This is a genomic window from Wolbachia endosymbiont of Anopheles demeilloni, from assembly GCF_018491735.2.
GTDB lineage: Bacteria > Pseudomonadota > Alphaproteobacteria > Rickettsiales > Anaplasmataceae > Wolbachia.
Genome location: NZ_CP084694.1, coordinates 530927 through 557521, shown reverse-complemented (window position 1 = coordinate 557521; position 26595 = coordinate 530927). Strand labels below are relative to the sequence as shown.

21 protein-coding genes and 6 pseudogenes are annotated in these 26595 nt (G+C 33.9%); 10 read left to right on the top strand and 17 right to left on the bottom strand.

The features are described 5' to 3' along the window. Positions 1-8: 8 nt before the first annotated feature. Genes rplJ through JSQ73_RS03005 form a run of 3 tightly spaced genes read left to right on the top strand, consistent with a single transcriptional unit; the run spans position 9 to position 9534 of the window. Positions 9-527: a 50S ribosomal protein L10 gene (gene rplJ / locus JSQ73_RS03015; RefSeq protein ID WP_214249537.1), complete on the top strand. Its 519-nt coding sequence runs from the start codon at positions 9-11 to the stop codon at positions 525-527. Positions 528-551: 24 nt separating this feature from the next. Next, positions 552-953: a 50S ribosomal protein L7/L12 gene (gene rplL / locus JSQ73_RS03010; RefSeq protein WP_214249536.1), complete on the top strand. Its 402-nt coding sequence runs from the start codon at positions 552-554 to the stop codon at positions 951-953. Positions 954-1011: 58 nt separating this feature from the next. Next, on the top strand, positions 1012-9534 hold the full coding sequence (locus JSQ73_RS03005) for a DNA-directed RNA polymerase subunit beta/beta' (RefSeq protein ID WP_214249535.1): 8523 nt from the start codon (positions 1012-1014) through the stop codon (positions 9532-9534). Between the two features lie 34 nt (positions 9535-9568). Here JSQ73_RS03005 and dusB read toward each other — a convergent pair whose 3' ends face one another. Then, the gene (dusB, locus tag JSQ73_RS03000; RefSeq protein ID WP_214249534.1) at positions 9569-10519 is read right to left on the bottom strand and encodes a tRNA dihydrouridine synthase DusB; all 951 of its coding nucleotides are present in this window, start codon (positions 10517-10519) and stop codon (positions 9569-9571) included. Between the two features lie 12 nt (positions 10520-10531). After that, a complete protein-coding gene (locus JSQ73_RS02995; protein ID WP_234301899.1) occupies positions 10532-11845 on the bottom strand; it encodes a hypothetical protein in 1314 nt (437 codons plus the stop codon). 277 nt (positions 11846-12122) lie between these two features. On the opposite strand from JSQ73_RS02995, the gene serS reads away from it, so the two are divergent. After that, a complete protein-coding gene (gene serS, locus JSQ73_RS02990) occupies positions 12123-13403 on the top strand; it encodes a serine--tRNA ligase (protein ID WP_214249542.1) in 1281 nt (426 codons plus the stop codon). A 31-nt stretch (positions 13404-13434) separates the two neighbouring features. Beyond that, positions 13435-14706, top strand: coding sequence for a phosphoribosylamine--glycine ligase (gene purD, locus JSQ73_RS02985; protein ID WP_214249533.1), 1272 nt, complete (start codon positions 13435-13437; stop codon positions 14704-14706). Between the two features lie 323 nt (positions 14707-15029). On the opposite strand, the gene JSQ73_RS02980 is transcribed toward purD, so the two are convergent. Beyond that, positions 15030-15524, bottom strand: a complete 495-nt coding sequence (locus tag JSQ73_RS02980; protein WP_214249532.1) for an RDD family protein — start codon at positions 15522-15524, stop codon at positions 15030-15032. A gap of 134 nt (positions 15525-15658) precedes the next feature. Here JSQ73_RS02980 and icd point away from each other — a divergent pair, with 134 nt between their 5' ends. The 4 genes from icd to JSQ73_RS02960 all read left to right on the top strand — a co-directional run bounded on the left by icd (position 15659) and on the right by JSQ73_RS02960 (position 18294). Next, a complete protein-coding gene (gene icd, locus JSQ73_RS02975) occupies positions 15659-17086 on the top strand; it encodes an isocitrate dehydrogenase (RefSeq protein ID WP_214249531.1) in 1428 nt (475 codons plus the stop codon). A gap of 51 nt (positions 17087-17137) precedes the next feature. Continuing rightward, complete coding sequence (locus JSQ73_RS02970; RefSeq protein WP_214249530.1) at positions 17138-17350, top strand: hypothetical protein; 213 nt, start codon at positions 17138-17140, stop codon at positions 17348-17350. A gap of 23 nt (positions 17351-17373) precedes the next feature. Beyond that, positions 17374-18018 carry a hypothetical protein gene (locus JSQ73_RS02965; RefSeq protein WP_214249529.1) on the top strand — a complete coding sequence of 215 codons (645 nt, stop codon included), beginning with the start codon at positions 17374-17376 and terminating at the stop codon, positions 18016-18018. Between the two features lie 126 nt (positions 18019-18144). After that, on the top strand, positions 18145-18294 hold the full coding sequence (locus JSQ73_RS02960) for a hypothetical protein (protein ID WP_234301898.1): 150 nt from the start codon (positions 18145-18147) through the stop codon (positions 18292-18294). Between the two features lie 379 nt (positions 18295-18673). Here the strand turns inward: JSQ73_RS02960 and JSQ73_RS06745 are convergent. From JSQ73_RS06745 to JSQ73_RS02940, 4 genes and pseudogenes are all read right to left on the bottom strand, one after another. Further along, positions 18674-19163 (bottom strand): annotated as a pseudogene (locus JSQ73_RS06745) (ankyrin repeat domain-containing protein); the annotation flags it as partial. A gap of 118 nt (positions 19164-19281) precedes the next feature. Then, positions 19282-19449, bottom strand: a pseudogene (locus JSQ73_RS02950) (MarR family transcriptional regulator); the annotation flags it as partial. A 6-nt stretch (positions 19450-19455) separates the two neighbouring features. Continuing rightward, positions 19456-20673 (bottom strand): annotated as a pseudogene (locus JSQ73_RS02945) (DNA modification methylase); the annotation flags it as partial. Between the two features lie 112 nt (positions 20674-20785). Next, positions 20786-21262 carry a RuvC family protein gene (locus JSQ73_RS02940; RefSeq protein ID WP_214249488.1) on the bottom strand — a complete coding sequence of 159 codons (477 nt, stop codon included), beginning with the start codon at positions 21260-21262 and terminating at the stop codon, positions 20786-20788. Positions 21263-22120: 858 nt separating this feature from the next. Here JSQ73_RS02940 and JSQ73_RS02935 point away from each other — a divergent pair. After that, a pseudogene (locus JSQ73_RS02935) lies at positions 22121-22830 on the top strand (patatin-like phospholipase family protein); the annotation flags it as partial. Positions 22831-22896: 66 nt separating this feature from the next. On the opposite strand, the gene JSQ73_RS02930 reads toward JSQ73_RS02935, so the two are convergent. The 10 genes and pseudogenes from JSQ73_RS02930 to JSQ73_RS02895 all read right to left on the bottom strand — a co-directional run. Then, complete coding sequence (locus JSQ73_RS02930; RefSeq protein ID WP_234301917.1) at positions 22897-23280, bottom strand: transcriptional regulator; 384 nt, start codon at positions 23278-23280, stop codon at positions 22897-22899. Between the two features lie 41 nt (positions 23281-23321). Next, on the bottom strand, positions 23322-23573 hold the full coding sequence (locus JSQ73_RS02925; protein ID WP_234301896.1) for a hypothetical protein: 252 nt from the start codon (positions 23571-23573) through the stop codon (positions 23322-23324). A gap of 108 nt (positions 23574-23681) precedes the next feature. Next, a pseudogene (locus tag JSQ73_RS06740) lies at positions 23682-23729 on the bottom strand (hypothetical protein); the annotation flags it as partial. Positions 23730-23943: 214 nt separating this feature from the next. After that, a complete protein-coding gene (locus tag JSQ73_RS02920) occupies positions 23944-24276 on the bottom strand; it encodes a hypothetical protein (protein WP_234301895.1) in 333 nt (110 codons plus the stop codon). Next, positions 24249-24830 (bottom strand): hypothetical protein, encoded by a 582-nt coding sequence (locus tag JSQ73_RS02915; protein WP_234301894.1) that lies wholly within the window; start codon positions 24828-24830, stop codon positions 24249-24251. The genes JSQ73_RS02920 and JSQ73_RS02915 overlap by 28 nt, the downstream gene beginning before the upstream one ends. Beyond that, positions 24827-24973 (bottom strand): hypothetical protein, encoded by a 147-nt coding sequence (locus JSQ73_RS02910; protein ID WP_234301893.1) that lies wholly within the window; start codon positions 24971-24973, stop codon positions 24827-24829. The genes JSQ73_RS02915 and JSQ73_RS02910 overlap by 4 nt, the downstream gene beginning before the upstream one ends. 55 nt (positions 24974-25028) lie before the next feature. Next, entirely contained in the window at positions 25029-25190 is a 162-nt protein-coding gene (locus tag JSQ73_RS02905; protein WP_234301892.1) for a hypothetical protein, read from the bottom strand. 179 nt (positions 25191-25369) lie between these two features. After that, a complete protein-coding gene (locus JSQ73_RS02900; RefSeq protein ID WP_234301891.1) occupies positions 25370-25891 on the bottom strand; it encodes a JAB domain-containing protein in 522 nt (173 codons plus the stop codon). An 18-nt stretch (positions 25892-25909) separates the two neighbouring features. Continuing rightward, positions 25910-26038 (bottom strand): hypothetical protein, encoded by a 129-nt coding sequence (locus JSQ73_RS06620; RefSeq protein WP_255701052.1) that lies wholly within the window; start codon positions 26036-26038, stop codon positions 25910-25912. A 335-nt stretch (positions 26039-26373) separates the two neighbouring features. Next, a pseudogene (locus tag JSQ73_RS02895) lies at positions 26374-26592 on the bottom strand (WO male-killing family protein Wmk); the annotation flags it as partial. Between the last annotated feature and the right edge of the window lie 3 nt (positions 26593-26595).

The following is a 26595-nucleotide window of genomic DNA, read 5'->3' as shown; positions in this document are numbered from 1 at the left end:
GCGAAATTGTGAAGCGTAAAGATAAGGATGAATTTATACAAAATATAATGAATGTGTTTGTAAATAATGATTTCTTAATATTGGTAAATTTCAAGTCTATGAATGTTAGCAATTCATTAATTCTTAGGAATAGTCTAAAATCTGTAATGGGTGGGATGTTAGTAGTTAAAAATACTCTAGCTTGCTTGGCTTTGGAAAGGACTGGTAAATTTTCTTATTTATCGGGTAAATTTTCTGGTTCTGTTGCTATTATATATTCTAGTGCTATAGTAGAAGCTGCAAAGTTAATAGTTGATTTTATTAATACTAACAAAGAAAAAATGTCTGTGATTTGTGCAGCTCATATAAATGAATTATTAACAATGGAAGATGTTAACAAATTGGCTAAGCTTCCCTCTATGGATGAATTGCGTGTTAAAATTATGCGTTTAATATCTTATGATATTCCTGCTCGGTTAGCATTGTCTATTAATTCATCTTCTATGAGGCTTATGAGAGTTTTGGATTACTATAGTTCTAAAAAATAAATTTGTTGTTAAATGGTGGTAAGTATGAATAATGTAACAAGTGATTTGGTTGATAAAATACTATCTTTAAATCTATTAGAAGCTTCTGAACTTGTAAAAGTTCTAGAAGAAAAAATAGGGTTGCCTAGCGGTTCTTTTTTTGGTGGAGCTTTTGGTGCTGGGGTGCCTATTAGTGATAATGCTAATGCTCCTGTTGCTCAAGAAAAAGCTGAATATAAAGTTGTAATCAAAGAGATTGATGCAAGCAAAAAAATAGGAGTGATTAAAGCTATTAGAGAAGTTAATTCTACATTGAATTTAAAAGAAGCGAAAGAATTAGTTGAGTCTTTACCCAAAGATTTGACTGCTAATGTTTCTAAAGATGAAGCAGAAAAAATAAAGCAAAAACTTATTGAAGCAGGAGCAACTAAAGTTGAGCTTGAATAAAATGTTAGTATATTAATTTTATGTTGATATAGCTCTTTTAATTAGTGAAGGTATTTTAATGGTTGATTCTTCTTATATGTGTGCTTCTAGTGCTTTTGTTCCTAGAGTTTCTTATTCCAGGTCAATTGATTTAAAAGATTCTTTGTTGGACTTGGTTAAAGTCCAAAAGGGGTCATATAATTCCTTTACTCCTAATAATGAAAGTAATGAAAGACTTGAAGCTATCTTTCATACAATTTTTCCAATATCTGATCCTTTACATAGGGCTACTATCGAATTTTTGAATTGTAGGGTAGATGATCTTAAGTATAGTGAATCTGAATGTATAAAACGTGGTATAACTTTTTCTGCTCAGGTTATTGCTTCTATACGTCTTGTTATTATGCAGGATGGTGTTTCTCTTGAAAAATATCAAGAGATTAAAGAAGATGATGATCATCATTCTAAGCTTGCAACTGTTATAAAATCTGCTGAAGAGCAGGAGGTTCGCTTTTGTGAACTGCCTATGATGACTGATAAAGGTACTTTCATCATCAATGGCGTAGAGAAAGTTATCGTTTCACAAATGCATAGATCTCCTGGAGTGTTTTTTGATAGTGATAAGGGAAAAACTTACAATTCTGGCAAATTGATCTATTCTGCTAGAGTTATTCCTTATAGAGGTTCTTGGCTTGATATTGAGTTTGATGTTAAAGATCATTTGTATTTTCGTATTGATAGAAAGAGAAAGTTGCCAATATCAGTTTTATTAAAGGCTTTGGGCTTATCAAATAATGACATACTTAATAAATTTTATGAAAAAATAGAGTATATAAAACATAAAAGTGGCTGGAGAGTACCTTTTTTTCCTGATAAATTCAAGGGAGTGAGGCTTCCTTTTGATTTAAAGAATGTTGAAGGCAATGTGTTACTTAAAGCTAATGTTCGTATTACTTCAAAATTAGCTAAAAATCTATATGATAACGGATTGAAAGAGTATCTAATTCCTTATGATTCTATATGTGATTTATTTCTTGCAGAAGATTTAATAGATAGTGCTAGTTCTACAAAAGTCTTATCTGCTGGTGAATCTATAAAATTAGAGGATATAAAAAAGCTTGAATTATTATCTATAGATAAAATATCAGTGCTGAACATAGATAATGTTTCTGTTGGACCTTACATATTAAACACACTTTTCTTAGATGAAAACATGTCTTATGAGAACGCTCTATATGAAATATATAAGGTTTTGCGTCCTGGTGAAGTTCCTGTTTTAAAGATAGTAGAGGAGTTTTTTCGTAATCTTTTCTTCAGTCCGGAATATTATGATTTGTCTAACATTGGTAGATTAAAACTTAACTCTTGCCTTGGGTTAAATTATGAAGAAAATTTAACTACTTTAACACATGAAGACATTATTGAAATTATAAGAAAAATAGTATTGTTACGTGATGGTCAAGGATCTGTAGATGATATTGATCATTTAGCAAATAGAAGAGTCCGTTCAGTTGGAGAGTTTATAGAAAATCAATTTAGAACTGGATTATTAAAATTGGGACGGGCAGTAGTTGATTCTATATCTACTTCTAGTTTAGATAAAGTCTCTCCATCTGATTTTATAAATCCAAAAGTGTTAACCAATGTCTTAAGAGATTTTTTCAACTCTTCCCAATTATCTCAATTTATGGATCAGACTAATCCATTATCTGAAATAACACATAAAAGAAGGTTGTCAGCGTTAGGTCCTGGTGGTTTAACAAGAGAGAGGGCGGGATTTGAAGTGCGTGATGTTCATCCAACTCATTACGGAAGAATTTGCCCTATTGAAACTCCTGAGGGGCAGAATATAGGATTAATTAACAGCTTAGCTATATACGCTCGTATTAATAAATATGGGTTCATTGAAAGTCCTTATAGGAAAGTAGTTAACAAGGTTGTTACTGATCAAATTGAGTATCTGTCTGCTATAGATGAAGGTTTATATTATATAGCCGATACCAGCGCAAAGCTTGATGAGAACAACTGCTTTGTTGATGATATGTTATACTGTAGGTATGCTGGTACCTTTGTAATGGTAAATAGTAATCAAGTAAGTTACATTGATTTATCTCCTAAGCAGGTAATATCGGTTGCTGCTTCTTTAATTCCATTTTTAGAAAATGATGATGCTAATAGAGCGTTAATGGGTTCAAATATGCAGCGTCAAGCTGTACCTTTATTGAAGCCTACTGCTCCTTTGGTTGCTACTGGCATGGAGTCTTTCGTAGCTTCTGGCTCTGGTGCTGTAGTTTTAGCAAAACGTGGTGGCATAGTTGATAGCTCAGATAGTAACTCTATAGTCATACGTGCTTTTGACAAAGGAGGAATTAACTACTTGGATGTAGATATTTATCATCTAAGAAAATTTCAGCGTTCTAACCATAATACTTGTATTAACCAGAAACCACTGGTGCATGTAGGTGATTGTGTTAAGGAAGGTGATGTGATAGCTGATGGTCCTGCTATTAATAACGGTGAATTGGCACTTGGCCAAAACTTGCTAGTCGCTTTTATGTCTTGGCAAGGTTATAATTTTGAAGACTCAATCATTATTTCTAGTGAAGTTGTTAAAAAAGATCTATTTACTTCTATTCATATAGAAGAATTTGAATGTGTTGTACATGACACTCCTTTGGGGTCGGAAAAAATAACTCGTGCCATACCCGGTGTTAATGAAGAAAATCTTTATCACTTGGATGATAGTGGTATAGTAAAGGTTGGTACAAGAGTTGGTCCAGGTTATATTTTGGTGGGGAAAGTTACACCTAAGCATTCTCTTTCATTGCCTCCTGAGACAAAATTGTTAATGACAATTTTTGGTGAAAAGTCATTTGATTGTGTGGATTCTTCTTTATATACATCTCCAGATATTGAAGGGATAGTGATTGATGTGCAGGTCTTTACACGTAGAGGGGAAGAAGAAAACGAAAGGGCGTTTCTTATTAGGCAAAAAGAGGTAAATGATTTTGAGAAAGAGCGGGACCATATAATCAATGTTATTAATCAATATTTCTATGATGAATTAAGAAAAATTCTTATTAATTCTGGCTCTCAAGATCGAGAAAGTATTAATTTTATTGAACGTGAGGGATGGTGGGATATAGGATTGAAAAACCAATCTATTTCTAAGCAAATTGAAAGCTTAAAAAAAGATTTTGATGAAAAAGTATCACATGCAATAGCAAACTTTAAGCAAAAAATAGAAAAATTGCATGAAGGTTATGATCTGCCTCAAGGTGTGTCGATGTCAGTAAAAGTTTTTATTGCTGTAAAACATAGTTTGCAGCCAGGGGATAAAATGGCTGGTAGACATGGAAATAAAGGTGTGATTTCTCGAGTTGTTCCAGTAGAAGATATGCCTTATTTAGAAGATGGTACTCCTATTGATATTATTCTTAACCCTCTTGGCGTTCCTTCACGAATGAATGTAGGGCAAATATTGGAAACGCATGTAGGTTGGGCTTGTAAAAAATTAGGAGAAAAAGTAGGCAATATTCTTGATGAGATCAATAAAATCAAACGTGCTTTTTGTGAGGGAATTAGATCTCTCAGTGATGATGATTTTGTAAAATTTGCAGCAGTATATCTTGATAATAAAAAATTTGAGGATATTAATGATGATGAAATAACGGCTTCTATTTTAGATACGCCTAATAAGGATGAATTAAATAATGAATTGACTACATTAGTAGAGAATTATTTTAACTCTTGTAAAGATGCACACAGTAGTTTACGTCACTTCCTGATTGAGGTTTATAGTTGTGGCAGTAATTTATCTATTTGTAATAATATTCGTGATATTAATGATAATCACCTCATTGAATTTGCGCATAAGTTGCGTGATGGCATTCCTGTTACTGCACCTGTATTTGAAGGTCCAAAAGATGAACAAATAGTAAAGCTATTTGAACTTGCTGGATTGGATAACTCTGGGCAAGTTGTATTATATGATGGTTGCTCGGGTGAGAAGTTTGATCGCAAAGTTACAGTTGGTTACATGTACATGCTTAAGTTGCATCACTTAGTAGATGGTAAAATTCATGCGCGTTCAGTAGGACCTTATAGTTTGGTTACTCAACAACCTCTTGGAGGAAAGTCTCATTTCGGTGGTCAGCGTTTTGGTGAAATGGAATGTTGGGCATTGCAAGCCTACGGTGCTGCTTACACTTTGCAGGAAATGTTAACTGTGAAGTCTGATGACATTAATGGCAGGGTTAAGATTTATGAATCGGTAATAAAAGGTGACAGTAACTTTGAATGTGGAATTCCTGAATCCTTTAATGTCATGATAAAAGAGTTGCGTTCCTTGTGTTTTAATGTGGATTTGAAGCAAAATGAAATAGTAATTGAAGATATATCTCACACTAATATCGCACAATCTTTTAATGAGGTTAGCATTTCCATTGCTAGCCCTGAAAGTATTAAACGTATGTCTTATGGAGAGATAACAGATGTTTCAACTGCAAACTATCGTACATTCAAAGTTGAGAAAGGTGGATTATTTTGTCCTAAAATTTTTGGTCCTGTCAATGATGATGAATGTTTATGTGGAAAGTACAAAAAAAGAAGACATAGGGGCCGTATATGCGAAAAATGTGGAGTAGAAGTTACATCTTCTAAAGTAAGAAGAGAAAGAATGGGTCATATAGAGCTTGCATCTCCTGTTGCTCATATATGGTTTTTGAAGTCACTTCCTTCAAGAATTGGAGCATTATTAGATATGTCTCTTAGAGATATCGAAAGTATTTTATATAGTGATAATTATGTTGTAATAGATCCCCTTGTTTCCTCTTTTGAAAAAGGTGAAATTATTAGTGAGAAAGCTTATAATGAAGCTAAAGATAGCTATGGGGTCGATAGCTTTATAGCTATGCAAGGTGTTGAAGCTATAAGAGAATTGCTAACACGCCTTGATTTACATGAAATTAGGAATAATTTAAGACAGGAGTTAGAGTCTGTTGCTTCTGAAGTGAGAAGAAAGAAAATTATAAAGAGATTACGTATTGTTGAAAATTTTATCAAGTCTGGAAACAGACCTGAGTGGATGATACTTACAGCTATACCTATTTTACCACCTGACTTGCGTCCCTTGGTATCGCTTGAAAGTGGTCGACCTGCAGTTTCTGATTTAAATCATCATTATAGAACTATTATTAATAGAAATAATAGATTGAGAAAATTGTTAAGTTTAAATCCTCCTGAGATTATGATTCGTAATGAAAAAAGAATGTTACAAGAGGCAGTTGATTCTCTTTTTGATAATTGTCGTCGTAATGCTCTGGTAAATAAAGTTGGCGCTACTGGATATAAAAAGTCTATTAGCGATATGCTGAAAGGAAAGCAAGGTCGTTTTCGTCAGAATCTTTTAGGAAAAAGGGTAGATTACTCTGGACGTTCTGTAATAGTTGTTGGTCCAACTTTGAAACTAAATCAGTGTGGATTACCGAAAAGAATGGCTCTTGAGTTATTCAAACCTTTTGTTTACTCAAGGCTTAAAATATATGGAATGGCTCCAACTATTAAATTTGCTAGTAAGTTAATAAGAGCAGAAAAGCCAGAAGTTTGGGATATGCTTGAAGAAGTAATAAAAGAGCATCCTGTTTTGCTAAATAGAGCGCCTACGCTACATAGGCTTGGTATTCAGGCTTTTGAGCCAGTCCTTATTGAAGGTAAAGCAATACAGCTTCATCCACTTGTTTGTACAGCATTTAACGCTGACTTTGATGGTGATCAAATGGCGGTACATGTGCCAATTTCATTGGAAGCTCAACTTGAAGCTAGAGTGTTGATGATGTCAATTAATAACGTTTTAAGTCCTTCTAATGGAAGACCGATTATAGTTCCTAGTAAAGATATAGTGCTTGGTATATACTACCTAACTTTACAGCAACTTAAGGAGGATGATTTACCACTTTTCTGTGCTTTTTGTGAAGTTGAGCATTCCTTAAACAACGGTACTCTACATATTCATTCTCATATAAAGTACAAAATGAAATACATCAATAGCGATGGAAACATTCAGTATAAAACTATTTTTACAACTCCTGGACGTTTAATATTATGGCAGATTTTTCCTAAACATAAGAATCTAAGCTTCGATTTAATAAATCAGGTATTAACGGTTAAGGAAATAACTAGCATTGTTGATTTAGTATATCGTAGCTGCGGTCAAAGTGCTACAGTGGTATTTTCTGATAAATTGATGACACTTGGCTTTGAGTATGCTACATTTTCCGGTACTTCTTTTAGTCGTTGCGATATGGTCATACCTGAAACTAAAGCTACACACGTTGATTATACAAGGGGTGAAATTAAGAAATTTTCTGCACAATATCAAGACGGACTAATCACTAAAAGTGAGAGGTATAATAAAGTTATAGATGAGTGGTCTAAGTGCACAGATATAATAGCGAATGATATGTTAAAAGCGATATCTCTGTATGATGAAAATAGTAAGTACAATTCAATATATATGATGGTTAGCTCCGGTGCAAGAGGTTCTACTTCCCAGATGAAGCAGTTAGCAGGAATGCGAGGGTTAATGACCAAACCTTCTGGTGAAATTATAGAAACACCTATAATTTCTAATTTTCGCGAAGGATTAAATGTATTTGAATACTTTAATTCTACTCACGGTGCGCGTAAAGGTTTAGCTGATACTGCACTTAAAACTGCAAACTCTGGATACTTAACTCGTCGCTTGGTTGATGTATCTCAAAATTGCATAGTTACAAAACATGACTGTAAAACGAAAAATGGCCTTATTGTAAGAGCTATAGTTGAAGGTAGTACTATAGTTGCATCTCTAGAGAGTGTTGTACTGGGTAGAACAGCTGCAAATGATATATATAACCCAGTAACCAAAGAGTTATTATTAAAAGCAGGGGAACTAATTGATGAAGATAAAGTAAAGCAAATCAACATTGCAGGTCTTGATGCTATAAAAATTAGATCGCCTTTAACTTGTGAAATAAGTCCTGGTGTGTGTTCTTTGTGTTATGGAAGAGACCTTGCAACTGGTAAAATTGTTTCAATAGGTGAAGCAGTTGGTGTTATCGCTGCTCAATCTGTTGGAGAGCCAGGTACTCAGTTAACGATGCGTACTTTCCATATAGGTGGGGTAATGACTAGAGGTGTTGAATCCTCAAATATTATAGCTTCTATTAATGCTAGAATAAAACTAAACAATAGTAATATAATTATAGATAAAAACGGAAATAAAATTGTGATAAGCCGTTCCTGTGAAGTCGTTTTAATTGATAGCCTTGGTAGTGAAAAATTGAAGCACAGTGTGCCTTATGGTGCTAAACTTTATGTAAATGAGGGTGAGTTAGTAAAAATTGGTGATAAAGTTGCGGAATGGGATCCGTATACACTACCTATTATTACGGAAAAGAGTGGTACAATATCTTACCAGGATTTAAAAGATGGAATTTCAATCACTGAAGTGATGGATGAATCTACAGGAATATCAAATAGAGTAGTAAAAGATTGGAAATTGCACTCTGGTGTAGCTAATTTACGTCCTCGTATTGCACTGCTTGATGATAATGAAAAAGTAATAACACTTTCAAGTGGTGTGGAAGCATGTTACTTTATACCAGTTGGTGCAGTGCTTAATGTACAGGATGGCCAAAAGGTTCATGCAGGTGATGTTATCACAAGAACGCCGAGAGAGTCAGTTAGAACTCGTGATATTACTGGTGGCTTGCCTAAGGTTATAGAATTATTTGAAGCACGTCGTCCTAAAGAGCATGCTATCGTTAGTGAAATAGATGGCTATGTAACGTTCTCTGAAAAAGACCGTAGAGGAAAACGAAGTATAGTAATTAAACCTGTAGATGAGCAAGCTTCTCCAGTTGAGTATTTAGTATCAAGAAGTAAGCATGTAATAGTCAATGAAGGTGATTTTGTGCGTAAAGGTGATTTATTGATGGATGGCGATCCTGATCTTCATGATATTCTACGTGTGCTTGGGTTAGAAGCGTTAGCACACTATATGATTTCTGAAATACAGCAAGTTTATAGATTGCAAGGTGTGCGCATAGATAACAAGCATTTAGAAGTGATCTTAAAGCAAATGCTACAAAAAGTAGAAATTACCGATCCTGGTGATACTATGTACTTAATTGGAGAAAGTATCGACAGGCTGGAAATTGATAGAGAAAATGATGCTATGAATAACTCTGGAAAACGACCTGCTCATTACCTTCCTATTCTACAGGGAATTACTAGAGCAAGCCTTGAAACTAATTCCTTTATTTCTGCTGCCTCTTTCCAAGAAACAACAAAAGTACTTACGGAAGCAGCATTTTGTGGAAAAAGTGATCCTTTGAGTGGGTTAAAAGAAAATGTTATAGTAGGAAGATTAATTCCTGCTGGTACGGGTTTGGTTATGAATAAGATGAAAGCACTTTCGCTTTGTGAAAATATAGATAAATATGAAAAATATTTTGATATTGAGATTTATGACGAAAAATTGCTGAGTGATAATAGTTATCAATTACATTCTGATGAAGAAGAGAGTGTGGTGGTATCGCACTATGATCAGTCAAGTTGAATATAGCTAATGAGGTAGTATATTTAATCTGTTTTTAACTAAAAAAATCAATTATATTTTCTTTCACCTCTGTGCTGTCTATTATGTTATTTACTCTTACACGAAATTCAGATGAGTTTTGAAGCCCGCTACTGTACCATCCTATATGTTTGCGGGCCATCTTTATTCCTGTATCGCTTCCATAGTACTCAAGAATACTGTCATAATGCTTGAGTATTATGCTTAATCTCTCTGAGGCTGTTGGCTCAGAAATTTTATTTTCACTCAAAAAGTTTATTGCTTGATTAATCAGCCAAGGTTTGCCGTAAGCACCACGACCTATCATTACTCCATCTGCCCCAGATTCTTTAAGTGCACTTTGAACATCATTCAAACTCTTAATATCTCCATTTACTATAACTGGAATTTTTACCTGCTCTTTAACATTTCTAACGAATTTCCAATCTGCTTGACCATTATAAAGCTGTGCCCTTGTCCTTCCATGTACAGTAATCATCTTTGCTCCCAAATCTTCTGCAATTTTTGCCAAGCGCGGAGCATTACGATTTTCTTCATTCCATCCAGTACGCATTTTTACTGTAACTGGCACACTCACTGCCTTGACTACAGCTTCTATTATCTCAGCAGCTTTTTTTTCATCACGCATAAGTGCTGACCCTGCGTAACCGTTTACAACTTTTTTAACTGGACAACCAAAATTTATATCTATGATTTTTGCACCCATGCCCTCATTTAATTTTGCAGCTTCCGCCATAACATCAGGCTCACAACCAGCAAGTTGTACAGCGGTTAGTTCATCGACTTTTGCTTTTTGCATGCTCTGGCGAGTTTTCATGATCATAGCTCTGCTTGTAATCATTTCTGAGATTAGCAAACTTGCACCAAGTTTCTTTACAATACTCCTAAATGGATAGTCAGTCACTCCAGACATTGGCGCTAAAATAACTGGAGAATCAATCGTCAAACTTCCTATTTGTAGGGACATAGATTTTATAGATTAATTACTTAAGCCCAAACGTCTTGCACACGTTGTAATAACATTTTGAATAATCGAACTTATGGTAGATTGTGCCTCCTCTTTCTTACTATCTTCAGAAATGAGCTGCTGTATAGTATCATGTAAAATTCCACCTTCAGCAATGGATTCTTTCCACTCTTCATCCTCCATAAGTGCTTTTGCGAACTCTCTTCTCTTCTCGTGCAATTGTCCTGGCCTAGGCTTGTACTTTGATAACTCTCTGTCAATTTCATCAAATGATTTATCCTTGTTGAGCATTTCCGTAATCCTATGAGCATTTTCTAAAGCAAATACTCCACAATTACAGCCATCTTTTTGCTGATCAACCGCAGAACTCTTTATGCTATCATTTCCTATCTCTAAGGTTTCCTGCAATATGCTCACTATATAACTAGTATCAATTGGCTTACTAACTAACTTATTTCTATCTTCTCTTGCATGACCTAATGTTTTTTCAACATCATCTTTTTTCTCTTTAAGGCTATCATTATCTGGATTATTTTCTCTTTCCCGTATTAAACTTCCCACCTCATTACTTAAGGGTACTAGACACTTCTCAGCAATCTCATTAGCAAGACTTATATCGTCTTTTACCTTTCCTTCAACCTCATTTGGTAATTTATTACCAAATGAGTCACAATAATAAGCTCTAAATTGTCTGTTACCATTACATGTGACTATCAGTTTTACCCAGTAATTTTCTCCTAAATTAATAATCGAGGCAAAGATTTTTTTTGTGTTCCCTTGTTCTATTTTATACTCTTTCAGTTTTGAGTTTAAAGTACTAACATCACCAGGAATACAAAAAAGTACATTGCCACTTGAATTTTCTGAATAGTTATATACAGCTCTTGCAATATGAGAAATATCATGTTCTTGTAGCCAGTAATAGTAATTTTCTCTATTTGTCTGATGCATAAGAGTTTGTAGATCTTCATGAAACTCTTTGCCACCCAAACCACTATCTCCTGAAGCATTAGAATTTCTACGACTATTGTTACTTGAGGCAGGTTCACTTCCTGGTACAATATCACTATCCCCATCTGGGGTTTTTGGATTTCCTTGATTATTTACATCTTGCTCTTGCTTTGGTGATTTTAATAGCTCATCACTTTTAGCATCGCTTTCTTTTCCCTCTGAAACTCCTTTTCCATCAACATAATCTTTTACCAAGTAAAATAAAGGTTCAATAACCATTTTGTATGTTGCTGTAAGCACTATTCTCATTAAAATCCAAACTATAGGGTTGGAGATGAGCGTAGCAAGTGGTAAGGTTAAGAGGAAAGATCCCATTATCAATCCCAAACAGCCAATGGTAAATGTAGTCGCCAAATATATACAAAAAGCGTAAACAGCAAATCTTCCACTAGCCTTAAGTTTAGTGAAGTGAGTACTCTCTTTAAATGTATTGTACTTTTCTCGGATGCCCAACATGTTATATTTTATGAATACTACGTTAACTAATTCTAGCAAATTATGAAGGTAAAGTCAATATTAGCATTTATATGTAAAAATATTGAGCATTAAAAGCTTTTGAAGTACAGTAATGATGTTAGTAATAGCACAACATATGCATGATATAGAACATATACGCAAAAACCCTGAAGGATTTGAAAAAGCAATAAAAAGCAGAGGGGTGAAAGAATTTACTACAGAAGAAATATTAGAGATAGACCATAAAAAAAGATCACTGACTACTAAATTGCAAGCTTTAAATAAGCAACGAAACGAGGTCACGGAAGAAATAAAGAGGCTTAAAATGAACAAAAGCCCATGTGAAGAACAAGTAAAGTTATCAAAAAGCATCACAAGTGAGATAGAGACAATCAGCCTCAAGGAGCAAACAGAAAAAAATAAGTTAGTGGATATTTTATCTAACTTACCAAATATTTCTGCACAAAATGTACCAATAGGTGAAGATGAGAGCTCCAACGTAGAAATCAAAAAATATGGAGAAAAAAGGCAATTTAGTTTTATGCCAAAATTTCATTATGAACTCGGAGAAAGGTTAGGCTTGATAGATTTTGAGCAAGCAGCAAAAATTTCTGGATCAAGGTTTACAATATTAAAAGGACAGTTAGCTAAGCTTGGACGAGCATTAATAAATTTTATGCTGGAAACACATGTTAATGAATTTGCCTATACTGAGGTTTATCACCCAGCTCTGGTGAAAAACGAGGCGATGTATAACGTTGGTCAGCTACCAAAATTTTCTGATGACTCATATTTAACTACCGATAAATTAAGATTAATTCCCACAAGTGAAGTAGTTTTAACAAATTTAGTTGCTGACAAAATAATAGAAGAAAAAGAGCTGCCTATTCGTTTTACTGCATATTCAGAATGTTTTCGTAAAGAAGCTGGCAGTGCAGGACGAGATACAAGAGGTATGATAAGGCAACACCAATTTGGTAAAGTGGAATTAGTAAGCATCACAATTGAAGACCAGTCAAATGATGAGCTTGAACGCATGACAAATGCTGCTGAGGAAATATTAAAAAAATTAGAACTACCGTATAGAATAATGCTGCTTTGTAGTGGTGATATGGGCTTTGCTGCACAAAAAACTTATGATATAGAGGTATGGTTACCTGAGCAAAATAAGTACAGAGAAATATCAAGCTGCTCAAATTGCGGTACGTTCCAGGCAAGAAGAATGAACACTAAATACTTCTTAGAAACTGACAGAAAAACAAAAAAATACGTTCACACTTTAAACGGCTCAGCTTTAGCCATAGGAAGAACAATTGTTGCCATAATGGAGAACTATCAAAATTCCGATGGGTTAGTTACAATACCAAACGTGTTGCAAAGATACATGAGTAATGATACTGTTATAAGCAAACAATAATTTTGACATATAGAAAAGCGAGGAAATAAAGATGAAGGTTTTGGTTATAGGTTCTGGTGGGCGTGAGCATGCTTTACTTTCGGCTTTAAAGAAGTCTCCTACCTTGACTAAGTTATATGTTACTCCTGGTCGTCCGGCCATGGAGAATTTTGGAGTTCTTGTGAATATAAATATTCAAGATTCAGTGGATGTTACACAATTTTGCAAGAAAGAAAATATAGAGCTAGTGATTATTGGTCCAGAGCAGCCGATAATTAATGGGCTTGCTGATGATTTAACTGCGGAGAGGATAAACGTTTTTGCTCCAAGTCAAGCAGCTGCAAAACTTGAGGCATCAAAGTCTTTTACGAAGGAATTATGTAAACAATATGGTATACCGACCGCCAAGTATGAACGTTTTATTGATGAAAGGTTAGCTAAAAATTTTGTCCGTAGTAATAAAATAAAATTTCCGCTTGTAATTAAAGCAAATGGAATTGCAGCAGGGAAAGGCGTCATAATATGCCACACAGAAAATGAAGCCTTTTCAGCAATAGATTCAATGCTAGTGGAGAAAAATCTTGGTGAGTCAGGTGAAGAAATAATCATAGAAGAGTTTTTAATTGGAGAGGAAGTAAGTTTTTTTGCTCTTATTGATGGGTTGAAGGTAGTACCCCTTGGGTGTGCAAAAGATTACAAGAGAGTTGGTGAAAATAACGAGGGACAAAATACTGGAGGCATGGGGTCATACTCATCACCTTCGATTATAAGTAAGGAGATGGAGCAAAAAATTATCCAAAAAATAATATATCCTACAATTCAAGCACTGACTAACATCGGAACATCCTATAAAGGAGTACTCTTTGCTGGTTTAATGATTTGCAAAGATAGTCCAAAGCTTCTTGAGTATAATGTTAGGTTTGGGGATCCGGAAATACAATCTATTTTACCTAGACTTGATCCAATTTGTGATTTGTTAAAGTTGATGTTGTCAGTTGCAGAAGGCAAGTTAAATACAAAAATGGTGGAGTTTAATCACAAAACTACAGTTTGTGTAGTTGTTGCAAGTAAAGGCTATCCTGGTGATTATCAAAAAGGAGAGGTAATTAAAGGATTGGATAAAATTGAAAACATTCCTGGTGTGCTAGTTTTTCATGCTGGTACTAAGTTGGATGAAAGTGGTAATTGGATTTCCGATGGCGGAAGAGTGCTAAATATAGTAGGAGAAGGAAACACTGTGGAAGAAGCTAAAAGTAAAGTGTACTCAGCGTTAAATTTTCTAGAATGGTCAGGTGGGTTCTTCAGGTATGATATTGGTAGTTAATTTAGCTCATGCAGAAACAAAAAAAGTCACTTTGTAAGCAGTAAACTAAAGAAAAACATGATATCTGTTCAGATTCATGTGAAACCAGTGCTTCTTTTCTTGTCATGAAAGTAGCTGACACTGGGATCCAGGTTGATGAAAGCACACTAGCATAGAAAGTGGTTATAACGTTTTCGATGAGATTATATGGAAAATTTGATTCCAGTGTCAAGCGCTGGAATGACACCGTTTATTATGCAAATTACCTGCTAATTGCAATGTTCGTACAGATGTGGGTCACGCGCTGAAATAACACCTTTGGTGGTAACAACTAAAGAAAAATATCAACTAGGTTTATAGTCTATTACTACTGTTTTTGCAATTTTATCGTGAAGAAATTGTTTACGCTGGTCAAGGATCTTAAATAAGATGATTAAGATTGATACAACTATGAATAGACTAGAAATATTGAATAGTGTGTAGCAGATTATAAAATATAATACTCCAAAAACTGCTGTTCTGCTTATTGCTTGTATTAGAGTGATTTTTTCAAGTGTATTTTCGTCTTTTACACGCATGCGAAGTAACAATTGTCCTGGAGTACCACCAAATTCTATTATCGTAAATACATAAAATATTACTTCCAATATCAACCCTATTACTTGTGTAGCTACTGCTTTATCTAAAATCATTTCAGTTACATTGAGTGATAGAGAATATGCTAAAGTAAATCCAATGATAAATCCGATAACAAACCCCATTCCCTGTACTAAAATATAATCGATTGCAAATTCAAAAATACGTCTTGTAATCCCTGCATAACTTATTTTAGTATCCATACACTTTCCATATTTTGCAATTCTATAATTAGTATAAAAGTGCATTATTAAATAACAGTAAATATTCTATTTTAGCAACATTGACCCACTCTATCATTTGAATTAACATTAAATCATTTACAGTTAAGGAAGTTATGTCAACATCAGTCACAGTTGCGTATGGTGATGGTATCGGACCAGAAATTATGGAAGCGGTGCTGTCGATATTGCGTGAAGCGAAAGCAGAGATCTCAATAGATATTATTGAAATAGGAGAGCGTGTTTATAGTAAGGAATGGTCTCATGGAATTTCTCCGAGTGGTTGGGAATCTATCGAAAGGACAAAGATATTACTCAAATCTCCAACAACAACCCCTCAAGGTAAAGGGCACAAAAGCTTAAACGTTGCGCTCAGAAAGAACTTAGGGCTGTATGTAAACATTAGACCATGCATTTCGTATCACCCTGTTATAGAAAATAAATTCGATAAATTTGATGTTGTTGTAATACGTGAAAATGAAGAAGACGTTTATACGGGAATAGAGCATAGGCTCACTGGTGACTCGTACCAATGCACTAAAATTATTACTAGATCTGGCTCAGAGAAGATATGCAGGTATGCTTTTGAATACGCGAAAAAACACAACAGAAAAAAAGTAACTTGCCTGACTAAAGACAACATAATGAAAATGACTGACGGCGCTTTTCATGCAGCGTTTGATCGTATTGCAAAAGAATATCCGGATATAAAGGCGGAACATTATATAGTTGATATTGGAATGGCACGTGTTGCCACAGAACCCGAGAATTTCGATGTTATAGTAACTGAAAATCTATATGGCGACATATTATCAGACATAGTAGCACAAACCTCAGGTTCTGTAGGGCTTGCAGGAAGTAGCAATATAGGTAATGAATATGCAATGTTTGAAGCAGTGCACGGTTCTGCTCCTGATATTGCAGGAAAAAACATGGCTAATCCTTCAGGGCTTTTAAATGCTGCAGTGCATATGCTAATTTACATGGGTCAAGTAGATACTGCAAAACTAATTTACGATGCGTGGCTGAAGACTTTGGAGGATGGAATACACACTGCCGATTTATATAAGAAGAAAAGGAGTAAGCAGAAAGTTGGTACCAAAGAATTTGCAAAAGCTGTTATAGATAATCTAGGCAAAAAACCCACAACGTTATCTGAGCTTATAATTAGCAGTGATTCGGATAGTAAAATAAATAAAGTACAAGACAATTACGAACAAGATTACAAAGTTAAAAAGCTAGTGGGTAGTGATATAACGCTTGCCTGGGACAAATCCAACAATTTTGATCAAATAGTAGGATTATTTGAATCGAGTAATCTGCAAATGATAGCAATATACTCAAAAGGTCTTGCAGTTTGGCCAGGAAGTTCAGAATCTTCAAGTGACCAAATAACCTGCAGATTTATAGCAAATAATGAAAAGAAAACTATCACAAATATTGATGTAAATAACTTGCTAATCAAACTCGAAGAAAATAGCTTTGATGTAGTGAGAATGGATAAATTGTATTTATATGATGAAAAAGAAGGTTTTTTCTCTTAATGATTGCTTTAAATATACTAAGGATATAGCTTGTTTATTTGAGATATAGTCATGGGTCAACATTTTAAGTTAACTAGTCGGGAGTTTGATGATAACGCTGACTTGTTTAAAGTATTAGAAATAAAGGCTAAGCAAGTTGTAGACAAGAATTATGAAGAGCTTAGTGCAATTTTGAAGAAACAGAATAAGAAGTTGATTCTTGTAAATCATCCTGACAAGGGTGGAGATAAAAATAGATTTGATCAAATTTATAAAGCCTATTAAGAGCTAAAAAATATATTGAACTTTTGGAATTAGGAAATCCTTGTGTTAAAGTTAGTGTTGGTGCTGAAAGTGATGGGAGTTTAACAGCGCGTGAATTTTATTATAGGAAGAAATTATTTGAAAAATTAAATATCACTGAAGAGGAAGTGATAGGAAAGAATTTTGTTGAGCTTGCTTCCATATTGAAAAAGAAAAATAGCTCACTAGAAGACTTGGAATGCAAAGATAAATTAATTTATGATATAAATTATTGCGCAAGATATGGCTCACTTTTCGATTATGAAGTCAAAAAGCTAAGAAATGAGCTTGATAAGCACTTATTGAAGCTTAACATGCAACTGTTTAGTTATATTTCTCCTTTAGAAAAGTGTAGGAGTCTAATAAGGGAAGATAAACAAGCACTAATGCAAAAGTTTATAAAGCGTAGAGACGATTTGCTATCTAGTATTTTAAAGGCTAAAGTATATACCTTACTTCCTTTAGCTCTTGCTGAAGCAAGTTATTGTTATTATTTCTTACCTATTTGGTTAATTGCCAGTAATACCTTGGTGTGTTTATGCTTGCCACTAGTAGCATTAAATTCTATTATGGTGCAGTTTTTGGCTTTGTTAACAGAACATTACGAAAAAAATACAAAAACTATGAGATTTCTACTGACAAGTATGTAAGTAGAATGAATTGTATTTACTTATGCTATAGTTTTTGTGTTTTTTTACCCTTTGCCTGTCTTTTTTACTTCTAAGAGACTGTACGTGATCTCAAAAAAGGGATAGAATGAGAGGATAAAGTAGGATATGGGAAGTTTATATCCAAGTGATATAAGTCGAGGAAAGTTTGAGATTATTGTAGCAGATCTGAAGTCTTGCAGGAAGAGGACTTCTTTTTTACTCACTTTTTTATTTGTGGGTAAAAGTGAGGATTTAAATCCGATTGAGAAGTTCTGATCAAGCACGCCATAAGAAAGGCTCTACAAACCTTTTGGCCCAATATTAATTCGGCTATTGATTTTGTTTTTCAGCAATCAGCTAAGCCTTTCTTGGGTTAACTGTAGAATAATAAGCTACTAATATTCTTCATCTTTTTTATCTTTAATCCTTCGTAGATAGCGATACAACAAAGCCTGCTGGAATCCAATTTTTTGATCGAAAGTGTTGTCTTGTTTTCGATCAATTTTGCTGGATGCCAGTGTCAGCTACTTGCATGACACCATTTATTTTTATGGTTTTGTCTATTTTATTTTGCCACTCTGCTAAACTGATACATTTAATTCCATTTTTATCGAGCAGATAATTGTCATATATTAGCTTAGTTCTCCTGTTATACTTAAATATAAATCAGCATAGCCCTAATTTTTTTATATATTTTACTTCTTTCTCTATATTTAATAATAAGCTTGAAAATAAATGGTAAACCTATAATTGTTAAGCTTAGAGCTAGGATTGAAAGTACACAAAAGGCTTTGTGTTTACTATGTAGCTCTTTCAAGTAAAGCATCAAAAACTTACAAAATTTTTTGTAATTTTCTTCAATATTTTTTTTTGCTATGAGCTTTGTCAATAAATAATCCTATTATAGTATAATCTTTACTACACTTAATTGCCCCTTTTTCTATTAATAGCTGAGCTATATCAAAATGATCCTTTTGAATAGTAAGATGTAGAGGTGAAAAACCTTGTTGATCACAAATATTCATATTGGCCTTTACTGCTAACAACATTCTTACAATTTCTACATGGCCTTTTTTAGCTGCAAGTAGCAGAGGAGTTCTGTTGCATCTAGTGACGGCATTAACGTTTACCTTAAGCTCCAATAAGAGACTGTACATGATCTCAAAAAAGGGATAGAATGAGAGGATAAAGTAGGATATGGGAAGTTTATATCCAAGTGATATAAGTCGAGGAAAGTTTGAGATTATTGTAGCAGATCTGAAGTCTTGCAGGAAGAGGACAATCTCTTATTGCTGCTAACGCTTCATTTGCTTGCTCTCGGTCGATCAAACCATCCTCCAACTCAACTATTCCTTTTTTTACTAAATAACAGACATATTGCTTTGAAACTCCTAGTTCTTTTGCCCATTCCGTCTGCGTGATTTTTTCCACTCTTTTCCTCCTCTCTTTTTGAATTTCCGCAAAAGTTTTACCAGTACCAGAAAGAATTGCCTCCCTGCCTGTGTACACTTGCCAACGTTTTATCGTTACATCTACAAACTTTGAATCTAGCTCTATTGTTCTACAAATTCTTCCTGTTCTCTCACATGCAATCAGTGTACTTCCAGAGCCGCTAAATGGATCAAGAACTATGTCTCCTGGTCTACTGCTATTAACTATTGCTCTCTCCATTAACTCTACTTGCTTCATCGTTGGATGTAGTGTATTGTGCGTTGGCTTATCATAAAACCACAGATCACTTTGATTTCTACCTCCATGCCACTCACGTTTATTGCCCCTTTTCCATCCATAGAGCATTGCTTCGTATTGTCTTTGATAATCAGACCTACCTAGCGTAAAGTGATTCTTTGCCCAAATGATAAATGTCGACCATTTTCCTCCTGCTTCCTCAAATGCTTTTTGCAACGTTGAAAACTCTGATGATGATATGCAAATGTAAATTTCACCTTTCGTATATGCTAAAATATGGGAACAGATATCGTAGAGAAAAAGTTCGTACTTTTCACCTTGATTATCGTTTAATATTTTTTTATCTTCTCTCTCTTGGCTACGACCATAGTCAACGTTATATGGAGGATCACAAACAGTAATGTCTGCCATTTTATCATCTAACAGCACTTTATATGATTCAACTACAGAGCTATCACCACAATAGATTCGATGATCACCTAAAATCCATAAATCCCCTGGTTTTGTTATTTCTACCCTTTTTTCATCACCAACCAAGTCAGAAAGATCTTCTTCTTCATTATCTAAATCATCAAGAAAGTTTTGAACTTTTTCTAGCTCAAATCCAGTCATTTTAAAATCAAACTGTAAATCTTCTAGCTCTTGAATTTCCACCCTCAAAAGATCATCATCCCACTTTGCCCAGTTAGCTGATTGATTAGCAAGTAGTCGAAAAGCTTTAGTTTGTGGTTCATTTAAATTATCACTGAGGACTACTGGAATACTTTCCATACCAAGTTTTCTTGCTGCTTTAAGTCTTAAATGACCATCAACCACAGTGCCATCGCTTTTTGCAACTATTGGAATACGAAAGCCAAATTCCCGAATAGAAGCACACATTCTGTTGACCACATCGTCATTTTTATGTGGATTACGCGCATATTCGACTAGATTTCGAGTAGGATAGTAGTGTATTGCTAAATTCATATAATTTAAGTTCTTAATAATTAAAAAGTTAATATTCAAAATATCTCTGACACTAAAGAACGCCTGAGGTCGAACCCACTAAATCTGCCATTATGGAAGAAAGGACCCATTTTTATGGATTTTTCAGCTTATTAATATCTTTACTAAAATCCATAACGTAGAACATTAATGCCAAAGCATCCCCCTCATTATCATCTCGAGGTGAAAAACTTTTTTCACGTATCGCTTTAATAACTTCACTCTTACTTGCATTGCCATTACCAGCTATAAAGCGTTTTATAGTCTTTACAGAAACACCTTTGTATGGCACATGATGTTCTTCACACCAAGCAGATAGAACTGCAAGAAAATCACCGTAGCAATGCGCTGCATCAGTTCCTAGGTGTCTTCTCACTTCTTCAAAATACACTGCTTCAATGTTTGAGAACTTTTCCTTCATTTCATTTAGCCAGCTACGAAAATTTAAGAAGCACATACCACCTCCACTGAAACGACTACCATGAAAGCTTTCACTACCACTTTGAATCACTCCATCTGTTAGAATTATCCAGCCAGTCTGCTTGCCAAGGTCTAGTGTTAAAACGGACATTTATATTCAGAGTTTGTTTCGCTAGAGTGCTATATAATATATATTCAGGACTTGAAAAATTTTTGTCCAAAAAATCTTCTTCTTAAGTAAACTTTTTAGAAAAAACTTGGTTAAAAATCAGTAAACAGCCATTGTATAATTATTGGTCAAGATTTTCAGATTTCTATCTTAACTATTTAAATAATTTATTATTCTATTATGGTGTGGTTAGTTTCTTATGAACATTTATCCAAATCGTAAATTTTGGGAAGATGATTTAGAGATACCAGTTACTTACTTACTCGAGCGTTTTAGTAATACTCAAATACGTCAGTCCTGGATAAATTCACTTTGAGGTAGGCAGTTAAATGTTATCTTTCAACAATCCTTTTCACATAAATTAAATGCTCAACTCTTTGATGATGAAAACTATGATAATATATCTGTACAATATAAGCGTAAAGTTATTACTCACCATCTAGACTCTCTCGTTGTTTATTATCTGATTAGCTGTTTTGAATTTGCAAAGCTTAAAGCTACTATCAGTGAAATTGCAAGATCTACATTAACTGAGCAAATCATGCAATCCTACCTTCTAAAGAGTAGTAATAAATACGATAAAAAGTCTCTGTTATTTCTATTGTTTCATATAGATCATAATCTTCTCAAGTCTGTCTATCATTTTGAAAAAATACAAAGGAAAGATTACGTCTACTTTGCTCTATAAAAAACTCCACGACAGCCAAGTATTTCATTTAAGAACTTTATCTCAGAGCAAATCATAAAACAAATTCTCAAAGAAGATGACATTAAACGCAGTGATGGTTGTGAAAATCAGTTAAAAGACCTTTTTCATCATCAAAATCGTTTATATGTATTAAGTACGGAGCATATATTTTAAAGTCTTCATTTTTTAGGCGATCAATATTATCTTGGTTTAACTGTGCACAATATACACACAAAAATATCGAATCGATATTAGAAAAATATTTTGGTGATGATACTCTACAAAACACTTTAAATAATGTACTGCTTACCAGTTACAACATTCAGAATAACTGCCCATTTTTCTTTAAAAGCTGGAAAGAAGGTAATATTAAGCTGAAAGATGCACTCAGAGCTGCAACAGCTGCACCTACTTATTTCATACCACAAAACATCTAAAAATTGACCAGATAGACAGAGTATTAGTGGATGGTGGGGTATTTGCTAATAATCCAGCGGCTTGTGCATATGCAAGTGGTAAGAGGTTATTTCCAAATGATGATATTCTACTGTTATCGATAGGTACTGGAAGAACAGATAGAAGCATAGAGTATGCCAATTCAAAGAGATTAGGAAAAATAAGTTGGATAAAACCACTACTACATGTGATGTTTGCTTCAAGTTTAGATGCAGTAAACTACCAACTTAATCAAGTTATAGCTGATAAATATATACGTATACAATCGCAATTAAAAATTGCATCACCTGATATGGATAATATTACATCAAAAAATATCAAATCTCTTCAGCAAGAAGCAAATGCAATGATAGAGGATAATCAGAAAGTGATAGAGAAATTCTGTATAGAAATATTAAATACATAACTATTCTCTCTAATATTTTAATATGTTATTTATGAGTCAGTAAACTACTGCTGTTTTTAAACCAGGTTAAGTCTTGAAAGCATAATTTTCAAGCTCCTCAATAGATAAATCTGTTATTTTAGAAATAGCATTAATAGAAACATCCAACATACGTAGATTATTTGCAACTTTTATTGCCTCTGCTTTGTAAATCTTTTCTTTGTAAACTTGCTTTCTTTGCGATAAAAATTCTACCCATATATTCAGTTCATCTCGTGATTCTTGATTGTCAATCTTTTTAGACTCTCTCATCCAACTTAATAGCTCGTTTTCTGCTTTATAATTATCTTCTTCATATTTCTTCATCAGATCTTCAGCATTCACTGATAACTTTTCTACTATTTCCCATAATCTTTCACTTAAAATGGTAACACTACCTTGTTCGTAGTGATGTATCTGCGATGGTCCTATATCTAGCTCTCTTGCTAAATCCTCTTGAGTATACCCTCTTATTATTCTCCATTTTTTATCTCTTGTCCTTCGTTTGAATGCTCAGAGCCTTTTTTCTCATCATATTCATCAGTTGATAAACCAGTTGCCCGATAGATAATATCAGTATCAAACCCTACTTTCGCTAAGTTCTTGGCCATGCTTACCCTTGCAGCTTTTACATTATTTTCCTCTTCAGCTTGAATAAACCCAGTTAAGCCGCGAATTAACTTGCATGACTCTTGTCCCTTTATTTTTGATATGAAGTTGTACATCCATTCTTTGTTAAAAGAACAATTTTCTCTCAGTACTTTTTGTCTAGGAAATAAGCTACCAACTTGGACTGATAATGCTTCCGCTATGACTTTTAATTTTTTAGTTGGAATATCACATATCCCTTGCTCATATCTTAGTAATGTATGATATTTTATGCCTGTTTTCTCTACTAAATCTTTTAGGGTATACTTTTGTTTAACCTACAGCTTCTTATTTTTTGTGCTATTTTACACCTTATAGAGATATTTGCCATATCGCAACAATTTTACCGAAATAAACATCTGTTATTTTACTATAACTTAAATTTAGCTTATAAAGAGTTCGCAATTTTGTGGTTGTAAGTAAAAAGGGAAGAAAACCTCCCTTCGTTTAAAATTTCCGAGAAGTTTCTTTACTACCTCCACATACCTTATCAACCCACGATAATGTTTCGCTATTACTAATTGCCTTTTCAACCTTATCTTTACTCCACTTGCCACTCCTAGGAAAACTTCCTTTTTCTACCGCTTCTGCGACTGTCATTCCTCCAAAAAGGCAGCCTTTTCCTATAACTTCCCCTCTTTTTTGTAGTTCAGACCACATTTCTTTATCTACTACTCTAACCTCTACTTGATGGTCATTTCTTGCATTATGGTATATTATAATTTTTAGGCTACCAATACTTGTAGAAAATGTTATCTCAAAAGAACTATTATCAGACACATCAACGTAATTCCTCTCACCTTTTCACTTCTAACCTCAACCTTACTATTTCCCATTTCTATAACATCACCTCCTAATTTTACCTCTCCTGTGGTTAATCCTAAATTTTTTGTACCTTCCAATACTCTTGCAATATTTACCTTACTATTTTCAGAAAATTTCATAAAAAACGTTTGATTATCCATTTCCACGTCTTCTATGATTACTTCATTTTCAATAGCACTTTCACCGATTTCTCTCAGTTCTTTAAGCCACTCATCTATCTGTGGACGAATCTCTTGATACAGTTTGTTATGCATTTCACTTATTCCCTTATCCTGCAATAGATCGTAACTGAATATTGCTCCATTTAGCATCAATTCACATATTATGTCTTCCTTCTCATTTTCTTTGCATTTGATCAAAGGCATTTTCGATATTACTTCATTCGCAAAACTCTTCTGTCCTTCGCTATACTCATTTATCCTTATTCCAGCGCTTAGTGCTTGGTCTATAGTTTTATTCAGTTCATCTATGCTTTTTGCCTTTACTACTCTACTTTTAAACCATCTCAATTCTGCATTTTCACTTGCACTTGCTTGCTTAAGGCTGGAATAAACGGATTTAAATTTTGACGATTTGAAGATTCTTTGTTATAAACCTTACGTCCTTCTCCAAGATTGATTGATTTTTCAGAAGCATCGCTAAGGGAAGGCACACCTTCAGGATTTTCAAAGATAGGCCACCTACTTTTATCATCAAATATTTTCGGATCAATCTCGTCTACAAATACAGGCTGCTGATTTTTTTTTGCCAGTACGTCTTATACCTTTAATAGCACTATATAGTCCTTTTGGTAACTTTTTAGAATCAATGATTAACTCATAAGTATTTCCATCTGTATCATCAAATGATACTGTTTTTTTAGTAGTCATATAGCCTCCTATTAAGCATATTATTCAAGTCTACAGAGCAATTTATTGCTTTATAATTAACTTAATACGCAAATTATAAAAAGATCTTTTATATTGTGCAGTTCTTGCTCTTCAGATTCTTGACTAAGTTTTTTTGCTACTATGTAGTAGCCAAACTTCTCAAGCAATTGAAATTTGGTTTATAACAGCTCCCTTTCCTTAAAGCTGCAATATCCTTTGTCTGTCATAATAATGTGATCCTCTAACTCAATTCCCACTTCTTGACATGCTGACACTAATTCTCTAGTCATAACCTTATCATCTTTTGATGGCTCTAAACTTCCTCCTGGATGATTGTGGGATAATATTATCGATGCTGCTTCCATTGATAATGCCTTTTTTACCACTTTCCTTTCAGATAGGTGTACTTCACCTATTGTACCAAAATACACTTCGTCTCTTATCAAACTGTTCTGTTTATCCAAATATATTATCTGAACAGCTTCTTTTGCTGAAAAGCCTATATTTACCCTTACATACTCTATCAGTTTTTCTTGGCTATCCATTGCCGGTCCTCTTTTTAACCTTTCTCTTAGTGCCCTCTTGTAAGCTTCTTTAACACATTCAATTGCTGCAGCTGCATGTTCGGTCATTCCTTCTATCATTTTCAGATCATCGATTTCTCGACCTAAAATTTCTCCTATTCCTGGGCAATTATCCATTAAAGTTTTAGTAACATCTTATGCTTGCTTTCTGTCATGAACTGCTCCTAGAAGCACTGACACTATCTCACGATCAAATAGAGCACTTCCTCCTCCACTCTGTAATACTCTTTCTATTTCTTCTGTAAGTTTTTCACTATTATTCATAAAATATACTCCTCGTTAATAACAAATTGTTTTTAATTGTTTACTGCTACTTTTTTAGCAGTCTTGGCATAAAGCCATAGCTTCCGAGTGAAGTTAAATCAATTTTTAAATCTTTTTTACTTATTTTTTCATGAATAAGTTAAGATATTAATACATATTTATTTTCAAGTTATGTAAAAAGGTTGTTGTTAATCAATTATTTTAGAAATAACATCAATAGAAAAGCCTAATTTAAGTAAATTATTTGTAACTTTTATTTTCTCTACTTTATCAATCTTCTCTTTGTAAATTTGCTTTCTTTGCAATAAAAATTCTACCCATATATTCAGTTCATCTCATGATTCTTGATTGTCAATTTTTCTATATTCTCTTGCCAAACTTAATAATTCATTTTCTACTTCACCATCTTCACCATCATTTTCTTTGTATTCCTTTATCAGATCTTCAGCATCTACTGACAATTCTCTTGCTATCTCCCACAACCTTTCACTTAAAAGAGTAACGTTACCTTGTTCATAGTGATGTATCTGTGCGGGACCTACATCTAGCTTTTTTGC

Bases quoted from the DNA above. Each gene is read 5' to 3' on its own strand.
- JSQ73_RS02900 (WP_234301891.1), bottom strand. From the start codon at position 25,891: ATGGATAATTGCCCAGGAATAGGAGAAATTTTAGGTCGAGAAATCGAT.
- JSQ73_RS02925 (WP_234301896.1), bottom strand. From the start codon at position 23,573: ATGTACAACTTCATATCAAAAATAAAGGGACAAGAGTCATGCAAGTTA.
- icd (WP_214249531.1), top strand. From the start codon at position 15,659: ATGTCAACATCAGTCACAGTTGCGTATGGTGATGGTATCGGACCAGAA.
- dusB (WP_214249534.1), bottom strand. From the start codon at position 10,519: ATGTCCCTACAAATAGGAAGTTTGACGATTGATTCTCCAGTTATTTTA.
- JSQ73_RS03005 (WP_214249535.1), top strand. From the start codon at position 1,012: ATGGTTGATTCTTCTTATATGTGTGCTTCTAGTGCTTTTGTTCCTAGA.
- serS (WP_214249542.1), top strand. From the start codon at position 12,123: ATGCATGATATAGAACATATACGCAAAAACCCTGAAGGATTTGAAAAA.
- JSQ73_RS02960 (WP_234301898.1), top strand. From the start codon at position 18,145: ATGGGAAGTTTATATCCAAGTGATATAAGTCGAGGAAAGTTTGAGATT.
- JSQ73_RS02995 (WP_234301899.1), bottom strand. From the start codon at position 11,845: ATGGGATCTTTCCTCTTAACCTTACCACTTGCTACGCTCATCTCCAAC.
- purD (WP_214249533.1), top strand. From the start codon at position 13,435: ATGAAGGTTTTGGTTATAGGTTCTGGTGGGCGTGAGCATGCTTTACTT.
- JSQ73_RS02980 (WP_214249532.1), bottom strand. From the start codon at position 15,524: ATGGATACTAAAATAAGTTATGCAGGGATTACAAGACGTATTTTTGAA.
- JSQ73_RS06620 (WP_255701052.1), bottom strand. From the start codon at position 26,038: ATGAATAATAGTGAAAAACTTACAGAAGAAATAGAAAGAGTATTACAG.
- rplL (WP_214249536.1), top strand. From the start codon at position 552: ATGAATAATGTAACAAGTGATTTGGTTGATAAAATACTATCTTTAAAT.
- JSQ73_RS02905 (WP_234301892.1), bottom strand. From the start codon at position 25,190: ATGACTACTAAAAAAACAGTATCATTTGATGATACAGATGGAAATACT.
- JSQ73_RS02970 (WP_214249530.1), top strand. From the start codon at position 17,138: ATGGGTCAACATTTTAAGTTAACTAGTCGGGAGTTTGATGATAACGCT.
- JSQ73_RS02940 (WP_214249488.1), bottom strand. From the start codon at position 21,262: ATGTCCGTTTTAACACTAGACCTTGGCAAGCAGACTGGCTGGATAATT.